Source organism: Agrobacterium sp. 719_389 (assembly GCF_900188475.1).
GTDB lineage: Bacteria > Pseudomonadota > Alphaproteobacteria > Rhizobiales > Rhizobiaceae > Agrobacterium > Agrobacterium radiobacter.
Window position 1 is genome coordinate 122,050 of the sequence record NZ_FYEM01000001.1, and the last position, 11,227, is coordinate 133,276.

General features: G+C 61.6%; 8 protein-coding genes. 5 read left to right on the forward strand and 3 right to left on the reverse strand.

Annotation, left to right across the window (positions count from 1 at the left end; translation table 11 throughout):
* Positions 1 to 48: 48 nt before the first annotated feature.
* Positions 49 to 6,405: an apolipoprotein A1/A4/E domain-containing protein gene (locus CFB10_RS00640; RefSeq protein ID WP_020012392.1), complete on the reverse strand. Its 6,357-nt coding sequence runs from the start codon at positions 6,403 to 6,405 to the stop codon at positions 49 to 51.
* A 478-nt stretch (positions 6,406 to 6,883) separates the two neighbouring features.
* Here CFB10_RS00640 and CFB10_RS00645 point away from each other — a divergent pair, with 478 nt between their 5' ends.
* Both CFB10_RS00645 and CFB10_RS00650 read left to right on the forward strand, forming a co-directional pair.
* Positions 6,884 to 7,252: an Hpt domain-containing protein gene (locus CFB10_RS00645; RefSeq protein WP_020012393.1), complete on the forward strand. Its 369-nt coding sequence runs from the start codon at positions 6,884 to 6,886 to the stop codon at positions 7,250 to 7,252.
* 130 nt (positions 7,253 to 7,382) lie between these two features.
* Positions 7,383 to 7,703, forward strand: coding sequence for a 2Fe-2S iron-sulfur cluster-binding protein (locus CFB10_RS00650; RefSeq protein WP_020012394.1), 321 nt, complete (start codon positions 7,383 to 7,385; stop codon positions 7,701 to 7,703).
* Positions 7,704 to 8,009: 306 nt separating this feature from the next.
* On the opposite strand, the gene CFB10_RS00655 is transcribed toward CFB10_RS00650, so the two are convergent.
* Complete coding sequence (locus CFB10_RS00655) at positions 8,010 to 8,636, reverse strand: DUF922 domain-containing Zn-dependent protease (RefSeq protein WP_026364080.1); 627 nt, start codon at positions 8,634 to 8,636, stop codon at positions 8,010 to 8,012.
* A gap of 179 nt (positions 8,637 to 8,815) precedes the next feature.
* Between CFB10_RS00655 and folP the strand changes: the two genes are divergently transcribed.
* From folP to folK, 3 genes are all read left to right on the forward strand, one after another.
* A complete protein-coding gene (gene folP, locus CFB10_RS00660) occupies positions 8,816 to 9,601 on the forward strand; it encodes a dihydropteroate synthase (RefSeq protein WP_020012396.1) in 786 nt (261 codons plus the stop codon).
* A 78-nt stretch (positions 9,602 to 9,679) separates the two neighbouring features.
* Positions 9,680 to 10,045, forward strand: coding sequence for a dihydroneopterin aldolase (gene folB, locus CFB10_RS00665; RefSeq protein ID WP_003502532.1), 366 nt, complete (start codon positions 9,680 to 9,682; stop codon positions 10,043 to 10,045).
* Positions 10,029 to 10,565: a 2-amino-4-hydroxy-6-hydroxymethyldihydropteridine diphosphokinase gene (gene folK / locus CFB10_RS00670; protein ID WP_020012397.1), complete on the forward strand. Its 537-nt coding sequence runs from the start codon at positions 10,029 to 10,031 to the stop codon at positions 10,563 to 10,565. The genes folB and folK overlap by 17 nt, the downstream gene beginning before the upstream one ends.
* 14 nt (positions 10,566 to 10,579) lie before the next feature.
* On the opposite strand, the gene CFB10_RS00675 is transcribed toward folK, so the two are convergent.
* Positions 10,580 to 11,140, reverse strand: coding sequence for a hypothetical protein (locus CFB10_RS00675; RefSeq protein WP_020012398.1), 561 nt, complete (start codon positions 11,138 to 11,140; stop codon positions 10,580 to 10,582).
* Positions 11,141 to 11,227 lie beyond the last annotated feature (87 nt).

Sequence of the window (11,227 nt, forward strand, 5' to 3'; positions counted from 1 at the left end):
AAACCCCGGTCGTGAGACCGGGGTTTTGTCATTTCAGCGCCAATCAGATCAGTTGAACCGACCCGCCGCATGGGCAAGCATCGTATAGACCTTGCCGGTATCGGAGGTGAGGTAGGACTGGGTGACTGTCCGGTCGCGATCCGTGCGGGCCACATCGGCGAGCAGCTTTTCGAAATCGGTGATGTAGCGGTCCACGGCGGTGCGGAATTCGGCTTCCCGCTCGTATTTGCGCTTGATCTCGTCAAACGTCGTCTGACCCTTCAGCGTGTAGAGGCGACGGGTGAAGACGTCGCGCTCGCCGCGCTGGTAACGGCGCCACAGTTCCACGGAGGCATCGTGATCGATGGCGCGGGCGATATCGACTGAAAGCGAGTTCAGTGATTCCACCATGTGACGCGGATTGCGGGTGTCGGCCGCACGGGTCTGCTGCTCGGCGCTGGCGCGTGGTGTTGACGCCGCTGGCGTCTCCTGTGATGCACCGCGCAGCAGGTCGCTTATCCAGCCGCCACCTTCTTCCCGGCGTCCGGCCGGGTTGGTTGCGACCGGCTGGGTCGGCGCAGGAGCCTGACGGTTTTCGACCTGGCGGTTTTCAAGCGGCAGGGTGCCACGCAGGGCCGGTGCGGGGGCAGGCTGCTGCGGCTGTGCCGGGCGCTGCTGTTGCACCGGAGCCGCTGCTGCCGGCTGCGGACGGGCCTCGACGCGGCGTTCTGCTGCAGGCTGGGTCGCGGCAATCGCACGGGCGACCGGCTCGGACACTTCCATCTGGTGGGTCGAACGACCGACAAGGTGGGAAATATCCTGCAGGGCCTTGATCTGCTCGGAAACGGCGCGGCGCATGGCGGCAGCGCTTTCCTTGGCTTCTTCCGGCAGGTCGAAGGCACCGCGCTTCAGTTCGGCGCGTGTCGCATCCAGCTCGCGGCGGATGTCGTGGCTGGAGCGGCGGATTTCGTCCGTTGCGCCGGCAAAGCGGCTGACGGCTTCCTCGACGGCCTGACGCAGCGTTTCCTTGAGGTTGGCGGCGGCGGCATTCGATTTTTCCGAGGCACTGCCCAGAAGATTGTCGACTTCCGAAAGCGAGGATTCAACACCGCCGCGCAGGCGGTTTACCAGCTCGTCGGAGTATTTCTGCGCGTCGGAGAGCGTGCTTTCGATCGAGCGGCTGGCATCCTGACCGGCGGAGAGCAGGGCGCCCCGCATGGTCTGTGCCGCCGAGCGGGCGCGCTGCTCGGTTTCGTCGAGCGAACGGCCAATATCGGTGAAGGACGCCTGCAGATTGTCACGCAGATTGCCGGCGACATTCTGCGAACGCTCTTCGGCTTCGTTGAGCGTGGTTTCCACGACGCCGACGACGTTGCGCATGGCGCTTTCGATTTCCTCGGAGCGCTTGACGAGGCCGACGGACAGGCTGCGCAGCGCATCCTGACGTTCTTCCAGCGTGCCGACGAGGCTCGACTGTGCGGCATTGAGCAGTTCGGATGCCTGGCTCAGCACCTTCGAATGCTCCTCGAAGCGTCCGACGATACCGGCAACCTGCGCCAGCGTCTGGCCGGAAATATTCGACAGGCGGTCGATCTTTCCTTCGAGCAGACGGCTGGAGCTGGACACCATGTCGGCGGCCTGCGAGGCGGATTCGGAGAAGCGGGTCGCCGATACGTTCAATGCCTCATCTGCCGCGCCGAAGCCCTGTGCGGCGCGCTCAACGGCGGAATTGAAGTTGGTTGCCGACTGTTCGACGATCTCGGCCATGCTATTATGGGTCTGCGACAGCATGTCCGTGCTCTGGCGGGTGGCGGCGACCAGCTTGTTGGCGGCATCGCTGCCGGCGCGGGCATATTTGTCGATGCCCTGTTCGACGGCGTCCGCCATCGCAGTATGGGTCTCGGACAGCATATCCGTGCTCTGACGGGTGGCTGCGACGAGCTTGCCCGCCGCATCCGTTCCGGCAGCGGCATAGTCGCTGATCGCCTGTTCCACCATGCCGACCATGCCGCTGTTGCTCTGCGAGAGAAGCTCGGCGCTCTGCTGGGCGGCGGAAACGATCTTCTCGGCGGCTTCGCGGCCGATGGTGGCATATTCGTCGACGACAGGCTTGGCTTTCTCTTCGATCAGGCGAGACAGCTCCGCAGAGCGGCTGGCCAGCATCGAGTTGAGTTCGCGGGTGCGGTTGTCCAGCGCCGAGCGGATGGATTCGCCGCGCGCGTCGAGGGCCGATTCGACACCCGTCAGCGTTTCGGAAATGACACCAACCTGAGAGCGGACGACGGCTTCAGCCTCGGCAACCTTGTTGACGATGATGTTGCCTGCCTCGGAGAAGGTCTGGGCCACGGCGGCGGCCTGGCCGGAGAGACGGGTCTGCGCATCGGAGATGCGGTTGACGATCTCGCCAGAGCGCTCTTCGATGGCCTTGGTGAAGGATTCGTTCTGCGCCTGCACCTGTTCTGCAAATTCCGAACCGGATTTCGAGAGCAGGGCGGAGGAGCGGGCCGCTTCATCGCCGATGCTCTGGGTGGCCGACGTGACCGCACCGCGCAGGCTGACAGCGAGATCGCTCGCCTTGCCTTCAATGGTGCGGTTGACGTTTTCGAGGCCGATCGTCAGCGCACGGTCCATGGTGCCGAGGCGCTCATCGATGCGGGCCGTGCCGTTATCGAAGGTTTCTGCCAGGCGGCTGGTGCGGCTTTCCAACGTATCTGCGACACGCGTGGTCTGCTCGTCCAGAATGCCGGTGATGCGCTCGGCGGCCTCGTCGCTGGTGCGGGCGAACACGGCCGTCTTGTCTTCCAGCGCGTCGGCGAAGCGGCGGCCGGCATCCTCGATCGAGCTGTTGACGTTGGCGAGATCGCCACCGACGCGGGTCTGCAGGGTGTCGAGAGATGTCTCGATGCGGGCGCCTGTCTCGTCGAGACGGGTTGTGACATTGCCGATCGATGTTTCGATGCGGGCGGAGAGGGCGTCGGTGGCCCCGCCGATTTCGCGGGCTGCCTCGCCGATCTTGACGGCGATATCACCGGCGCTGTTGCGAAGACGCTCTTCCAGCGTCGCAGCACTGCCGTCGATTGCCTTCTGCAGCGTGTCCTGCTGGGTCTCGAGCGACAGTTCAAGCATGCTGGCGCTGGAGGCGACCGTGGTGCCGATCATCATAGCCTGCTCGGAAAGCATGTCGCCCATCTGCGTCGTGGCGGAGCTGAGCGTCGCAGCAAGGTCCGCCTGGCGCTGGTCGAGCGCCGTGCGAATATCCTCATGCGATTGCGAGAGGTTGGTTTCGAGGCGGGACACACCTTCTTCCACCGTCTGGGCAAAACGGGTGCTGCCGTCTTCAACGACGCTTTCGATGCGGTTGGCCGCGCCTGAGACACTCTGCTCGATCAGGCCGCTATTGCGCTCCAGCGAGCCGGCAATGCGCTCGGCCTGGGAGCCGAGCATGGTTTCGAGCCGCTCGTGACCGCTGGCAAGCGCGTTCTCAAGCGTGAATGCGGTGGATTCGAGACGCTGGCCGACACCGGCCGCCGCAAGCGAAAGCGACGATGCTCTGGCATCCATCGCCTCGGCGATACGCTCCTCGACACCAGAAATCGTCATATCGAGCGCAAGAGTGCGGCTGTCCAGCGCATCCGCGATGCGTTCTTCCGCGCCTGCCACGATGCCGGAAAGGGCAGCGGTACGGCTGTCCAATGCGTCTGCAATGCGGTCTTCGACACCGGAAACGGCGTTCTGCAGGGCTGTGGTGCGACCATCGAGGATATCGGCGATCTTTTCCTCAACGCCGGAGAAGCTCATGTCGAGCGCCATGGTGCGGCTGTCGAGAACATCCGTAATCCGCTCTTCGGCGCCGGAAACGACGGTCTTCAGCGAATCCGTGCGGCTGTCAAGCGCGCTGGCAATACGGGTCTCGGCGCCGGCCACCAGTTCGCCAAGGGCTGCGGTGCGCGTGTCGAGCGCTTCGGTGATTTTTTCCTCCGCGCCGGAGAATGCCATGTCGAGCGCCATGGTACGGCTGTCGAGCGCATCGGCGATGCGTTCTTCAGCGCCGGAGACCACGGCGTTGAGAGCGGCGGTGCGGCCATCCAGCGTTTCCGCTATACGGGTTTCAGCACCGGCGACCACGTCGCCGAAGGTGGCCGTGCGGCTGTCGAGCGCGCCGGCAATTTTTTCCTCAGCACTGGCAACAATGCCGGTAAGGGCGGAGGTGCGGCTGTCGAGCGTCTCGGACAGTCTTTCCTCGACATTGGCGAAGGTCATGTCGAGCGACAGCGTGCGGCTGTCCATCGTGTCGGCGATGCGTTCCTCGACGCCGGAAATGGCGCTGGAAAGAGCGGCCGTGCGGCCGTCAAGCGTATCGGCGATACGGCTCTCCGCACCGGCGACGACGTCGTGCAGGGCAGCCGTGCGGCTTTCGAGCGTATCGGAAATACGATCCTCGATGCCGGAAACAGCGCCGGTGATGGCGGCAGCACGGGTTTCGAGCGTTTCCGAAAGGCGGCGCTCGACATCGGCAACGACACTGTTGATCGCGGCGGCGCGTTCGTCGAGCATGGCGGCAAGGCGTTCGGCCGTTCCGGAGACGGAGCCGGTAATCGCCATCGAACGGCTGGCGAGTGCCTCGTCGAAACGATTCTGGCTGGCTGAGAGCGCGCCGAACAGGGCGTTGCTGCGTTCCGACAGCACGGCGTCGATCTTCTCATGCGAATTGGCGAAGGCGTCGGTGATTTCGGCGGTGCGCTGCCCGATCGCGTCGCTGAAGGCCTGTGTCCGGCTTTCAAGCGCGCTTTCAAGCATTTCCTGACCCGTGCCCAGCGCAGTTGCGAGCGCCAGCGACTGATCGGTCATGGTGGTGCCGATACGCTCCAGACCGGCGCTCAGCATGGTGTCGAGCGCTTCGGAGCCGCCGGCAACGGTTTCGTTGATGCGGGCGAGGCTTTCCATCAGCTTGCTGTCGAGGGTGCCGGCGCGCTGGTCGAAGGCGCTGGCGAATTGCGCCACATGCACGTCGAAGGCCGAGTTGACCTGGCCAACCGTCGCCTGCATGCGCTCCTCGTAGAGGCCGGAGCGAAGATCGAGATCCATGATCGCATCGTCGGCCGTGCTCTGCAGGCTCTGGCGGAAGGAGAGGCCTTTTTCTTCAAGCGTCGTGGACAGCTTGTCGAGAACCGTATCGAGCGAACCGCCGATGACCTGCTGGCCGCGTTCGATATTGCGGTTGAGTTCGAGTGTACGGTTGGACAGCGTCTCGTTGAGCTGGCGGGTGCGTTCCTCAAGCGCGCTGTTGAGGCTCTCCACGCCGCTATCCAGCGTCGAAGCATGGATCGCGAAACGCTCCAGCAGTACTTCACCGCGCTCGTCCAGCGTCGAGGTGAGGTTATGCAGGCGCATGTCGAATTCGTTGGAGATCGTCGAGCCGGAGGAGTTCAGCGCCTGGAGCAGGTTTTCGGTCTTGGCGGCGATCAGGCTACCCATCGCTTCGGTCGAGGCGCGCGATTTTTCGAGCAGCGCGGCAGAACGCGTATCGATCATCGAGGCGAAAGCCTCGCCGGTCGTGGCGATCCGCATCGAAAGCTCTTCGCCGACGATGGAAAGTTCTTCCTTGATCTGTTCCTGTGCGCCGACGATGGAGGAGCGGATGCGCTCGGCGTGATTGACAATGGCGTCACGCTCGGCGGTCAGTTCCTGCACGAGGCTGCGCACGCGCAGTTCATTGTCGGCATAGCTGCGCTCGAGCGCGTTGACTTCGGAATGAACGAGTGTCTCGAGTTCCGTCGCGCGGGCAATGGTGCGCTCGATACCGTCATTCATGGCCGAGACTTCACGGCGAACCGCCTGACCGACGGACATGATACGGTCGGACGCTACCGTTTCGGGCTCGGCAAGACGAAGGGCGACTTCGGCCATGGAGCGGGCGGCGTTCCGCAGATCGCGGGCACGCGCCATCATGATCGCGAAGGCGAAGAACAGCATGATGGGAACAAGGATGCCGACGACGATTGCCATCAGGCCGGGGATAGCGGTGAGATCAGCCAGCGAGGCGATGTTCCAGAGCGCGTTGCCATAGAGAAGATGTGCGACACCAAGGCCGCCGAGCGCCCAGATGACCGACATGATCGTGGCGTTGCGCAGCGCGCCGCCGATGGAGCCGCCTTCCAGCGATTTCAGGATCATGGCCGGACTGCGCTTGGAGCCGTCATTGGCCGCTTCGAGATTGGGCGATCTGGGTGTCTGTTCGGCAGGCGCGCGCGCGGCCTCGGGAGCAGGGGTCTGTCTGCTTGCTTCCTTCAATCTGGCCTCCGGCTGCTTCGGCGCTGCAGTTTTCCGCGTCTCCGGCTTTTCTTCGAAAGCGCCAAGCTGCAGGGCATCTTCCAATGCCTGAAATGCAGTCTCGTCGACAGAGTCGCTGATCTTGTTATTCGCCATGCGGTTACGCCTCGTTACACATACGCCCGGCTTCATGCCGTTGACCACTTGCGATCCGCAAGCAGACTGCCGCCATCATGCCAGCGGAACATCATCCCTTTAAAAGAGAACAATTCCGCCATTTACCAAATCCCGAATTGCTGGTGGTCCAGCTTTCGGGCGAAATTACATCACTGTGCCGCAATAACAAAGCTTGAGCTTAAGCCCTGCGGGAACGGCAGTACCGTAGTGACACATTTAGGTGTTCGAAACAATTAATGCGGATTTGCGGCGGTGGCGAAGTGTCGGCTTTTTAACAGTTTTTAAACCTGAGTTTCACGCTGAACGCCTTGTTTCGCATAAGTTTAACATAAATTAACCATAGCAGAAGATTTTCGCCTGCGTCACGCCGTAATTTAAGCCGATAGCAGCCGCCCGGATGCGTGAATACGACACAGATGTGACACGAAACAGGAAACGGTGAGACAGGATTTCAGCCATGGCAGCGGTCAGTATTGTTTTCGAAGCTCCCGATAATTGCGGCGGCGCGCCTGCCACCGGTAAAAAACCGATCGATTTCGATCATCTCGCCCGGCAGACGATGGGCGACAAGGATCTGGAGATCGAGGTGCTGCAACTCTTCAGCCGCAACGCCCGCGCCGCCCTGCATGAAATGGCGGGCGCGGACGACAAGACCGTCATGGCGACGGCCCACCGTCTGAAGGGGTCGGCGCAGGCCGTCGGCGCATCCGCCGTTTCCGCAGCCGCGGCAGCAGTGGAAGACAAGGGCAATGACAGCGCGGCGATCGCAAAACTTGCCGCAACCATTGTCGAGGCTGAAAATTTCATCCTCAAGCTCTGCCGCTGAGGCGTAATTCATCAAATTTGCCATTTTACAAGGCCGGTTGCGTCTATGCGCCCTCGAAGCGGGTTGCCAAGGCGGAGCGGCCTTTCTATGTGTTTAGAACAGTTCTTAGATCACATTTTGGATTTCCGGCATGACAAAACTGACCATCGTTGCCTTTGACGGCACGCCCCATGAACTCGACGTGAGCAACGGCTCCACCGTCATGGAGAACGCGGTACGCAACTCCGTTCCTGGCATTGATGCGGAATGCGGCGGCGCCTGTGCCTGTGCGACCTGTCATGTCTATGTCGACGACGCCTGGGTCGAGCGCGTCGGCGGACCGGAGCCGATGGAAGAGGACATGCTGGACTTCGCCTTCGACGTTCGCCCCACCTCGCGGCTCTCCTGTCAGATCAAGATGAATGACGAGCTTGATGGTCTCGTTGTTCATGTTCCCGAGCGCCAGGGCTGAATCTTCGGTTTTGCCTCAAACAGAAAAAGCCCCGCTCACCTGGTAGCGGGGAGCGGGGCGAGGCGGGTACGCAGCATGCAGGCGAGGGAGGAAACACCTGCGAGCCCTCAAGTGCGCACCGGGAGAACCGGAGACGGTTGCAACCGCCGGACCCGCCTTGGGCCGCAACCATTTCAAACCGTATGAACAAGCTACAATGAGTCTTGCCGGCCGCACCACGGCGAGAATTCACGGGTGATATAGGACATGACGTTACGTCATGTCCGTGATTTTCCCCGAGATTCTGGAAGGTACGGCCAATGGTCGTCAGCGGCGGTTCTGGCCCTGCTCGAGCCGGTTTTTCAAAAGCCGGGTCATGCGGGCGTCGAAGTTTTTCGATTCCACGACGTCGAAGCGCATCTGGTCCCGATCATGCTCGTCCATCACTGTCTGGGTGATCTTGCCGACCATTTCCTGCAATGTTTCGCAGCTTTTCTGCGGCCGAAGCGAGGTCAGCTGTCTTTCAAGCGAACGGGCATGGGTGCGGGCGATTTCCGCATGGCGCTCCTCGTGGCGCTTGATATCGGCAAGCAGCGTATCCCAGATGAAGGCCAGTTCCGCCGTGGTGCGGCGGCGGTTTTTCCATTGCGGCAGGAGGATGCGGGTGTTCAGCACCACTTTGGCGGTTCCGACGCTGCAAAGGCCGTTTTTCTCCACATAGGTGAGCTCGCCGCCGAATTTGATTTCGGTAGCACCCGGATGACGCGCGCCGGTATTGCGGGTCAGCGGTCCGTGCTTGGAAAGCTGCTGGTCGAGGTCGGCCGCCGTTTTGCCGCTAATCGAAAAATAGGAATAGGTCTTGCGGACGATGGTGTCGGAAAATGCCGATCCGGGTAGGGAAAGTGCCATTGCGCCCGCCAAAGCGACGCAGAGAGCACGTGATGATTTAGTCATGACCCGGCCTTCCGGTTGAACTTCAAAAAGGTTTGCTGCATAGGCGGAGCGGAACTTATAAGAATTGGCATAACACTCCGTTATTCCCGAAAGGCGCGTGTTACGTGATAACAGCCGGCAGCAACGCGTGGCAAGCGGCCCATGGTCGCTCCCTGAAACTTGATGGGCGTGGCCGTATTATGGCCATCGTCAATGCAACGCCTGATTCCTTTTCCGATGGCGGCCGTTATCTCGCCGTCGATTCGGCTTTTTCCCATGCGCTGACCTGCGTGGAAGAGGGCGCTGACATCATCGATATCGGCGGCGAATCCACGCGGCCGGGTGCAGCCGCGGTGACGGAAGCCGAGGAACAGGACCGGGTGCTGCCCATCATCGAGAAATTGCGCCGCGAAACCGATGTGCTGATTTCCGTCGATACCTACCGCGCCTCGACGGCGCGGCTGGCGATTGGAGCGGGCGCACATATCGTCAATGACGTCTTCGGCCTGCAGAAGGACATGGAAATGGCCGGCGTGGTTGCCGCCACCCGCGCCGGCGTCTGCATCATGCATACCGGCCGCGACCGCCAGAAGCTTGCCGATGTGGTCGCCGACCAGTTCGAATTCCTCAATCGCTCGCTCGAGATCGCCGAGGATGCGGGTATTGCCCGCGACGCCGTCGTGCTCGATCCCGGCTTTGGTTTTGCCAAGGACGAGCGGGAAAATGTCGAACTGATGGCCCGTTTCGCCGAGCTCGCCGCTTTCGGCCTGCCGGTTCTCGCCGGCACGTCGCGCAAGCGTTTCATCGGGTCGCTGACGGGCCGGGATGTGGCCGCAGAACGCGATATCGGAACGGCTGCGACCACCGCGATCCTGAGGTTGGCGGGTGCTTCGATTTTTCGCGTGCATAATGTCGCCGCGACCCGTGATGCCCTGGCAATCGCCGATGCGGTTCTTGCCAAAACGTCGGCAAAGGCCGATGCGTAGATCAATGAGTGCCGGAATGCCGCGCCCCGAAGAAGGCGCGGCTTTCTGGAGAAACAGTCCTGCCATGGAGGCGATGCGATGAGCCGCTATACCATCATCCTGAAAAACTGTTCTTTCTTCGCCCGTCATGGTCTTCTTGAGCAGGAAGAGGTGCTGGGCCAGCGCTTTTTCGTCGATGCCGAGATGGAAGTCGAGGCGGGTGATGCGTTGGAAACCGACGATATTGAAAATACCGTCGATTACGGCGTGGCCTTTGCCGTCATCGAAAAAATCGTCGTCGGGCAGCGCCGTTACCTCATCGAGGCGCTGGCGAACGATATCGCCAAGGCGCTGCGTGCCCGTTATCCGCAGATCGTCTGGCTCAGGATCACGGTGCGCAAACCCTCCGCACCCGTTCCCGGCATTCTTGATTATGCACAGGTGAGCGTTGAACACCGTGCCTGAGAAGAGGACCGTCGCCGCATTGGGCCTTGGCGGCAATATCGGCGATCCCGCCGTCGCCATGGCAAGGGCGCTCCGTGAACTCGATGTACACGAGGATTGCCGCGTGCTGGCCGTTTCCGGGCTTTATCGCACGCCGCCCTGGGGCAAGACGGATCAGGCGGATTTCTTCAATTGCTGCGCTTTGGTCGAAACCTCGCTTTCAGCGCCCGCGCTCCTGCAATTATGCCTTGATATCGAAAAGGGCATGAAGCGGGTGCGGACGGAGCGCTGGGGCCCGCGTACCATCGATATTGATGTGCTTACCTATGGGAATGAGTCTCTCGTAACGGAGAGCATTGAAGTGCCGCATCCGCGCATGACGGAACGCGCTTTCGTGCTGATGCCGCTCGCCGATATCGCGCCCGATCTCGAAGTCAGGGGCAAGGCCGTCAGGGATTGGCTGCAGCAGGCGGACAAAACAGGCATTGTCAGCGCAAACGAAAAGCGGGAGTGGTGGACACTCCCGCTTGGTGATGGCTGATAAGAGTATGGCTTTTACGGCTTGATCGAGCCGACGGCGATCTGATCGATATCGCGCGCCAGCGTCACGCCGATGACCGGGATCATCTGGTCGGCAACCTTGACGGAAATGGTGATGTTCATCGAATTGTCTTTGGATACGCGGGCGACCATGGCGCCGTTGAGCTTGGCGCGGTTGATGCCGACGACAACCTTGTCACCGCTCACCTGTCCGGAGGTGATGTCCAGTCCCTTGCCTTCGGCGCCGTCGAGGAACTTGCCCTCGTAAGAGTTGCCCTTCTGGCTGATGACGGCCGACATGGGCTGGCTGAAGACGCCGACGCGGCAGGTGCCGCCGAGCTTGATACCGGTCTGCTTGTCGTCGAGCGGTTCACCCGTCAGGTCGCAGGTGAATTTGGTGCCCTTGTATTTGCCGGCAACGATTTCGCCCGGACCTTTCCAGACACCGGCCACGGAGCGGAAGAAAACGTCGTCGCGATCGCGCGATGCGGCATGGACGTCAGACATGCCGAAACCGCCGCTGACGGACAATATGGCGGCAAGCCCGCCCACAAGCGAAAAGAAGCGCGAATACATGATACTTTCCCCGGCGAAGAAGCCTGTTCGATAGGCTGCAATCTACCGGCGGAATGGTTAATGCTTGGTTTATTTCGCTCTCATTTG

What these genes read in the sequence shown, in the direction of transcription:
- CFB10_RS00640 (WP_020012392.1), bottom strand. Translation starts at nt 6,405, where the DNA reads ATGGCGAATAACAAGATCAGCGACTCTGTCGACGAGACTGCATTTCAG.
- CFB10_RS00645 (WP_020012393.1), top strand. Translation starts at nt 6,884, where the DNA reads ATGGCAGCGGTCAGTATTGTTTTCGAAGCTCCCGATAATTGCGGCGGC.
- CFB10_RS00650 (WP_020012394.1), top strand. Translation starts at nt 7,383, where the DNA reads ATGACAAAACTGACCATCGTTGCCTTTGACGGCACGCCCCATGAACTC.
- CFB10_RS00655 (WP_026364080.1), bottom strand. Translation starts at nt 8,636, where the DNA reads ATGACTAAATCATCACGTGCTCTCTGCGTCGCTTTGGCGGGCGCAATG.
- folP (WP_020012396.1), top strand. Translation starts at nt 8,816, where the DNA reads ATGGCCATCGTCAATGCAACGCCTGATTCCTTTTCCGATGGCGGCCGT.
- folB (WP_003502532.1), top strand. Translation starts at nt 9,680, where the DNA reads ATGAGCCGCTATACCATCATCCTGAAAAACTGTTCTTTCTTCGCCCGT.
- CFB10_RS00675 (WP_020012398.1), bottom strand. Translation starts at nt 11,140, where the DNA reads ATGTATTCGCGCTTCTTTTCGCTTGTGGGCGGGCTTGCCGCCATATTG.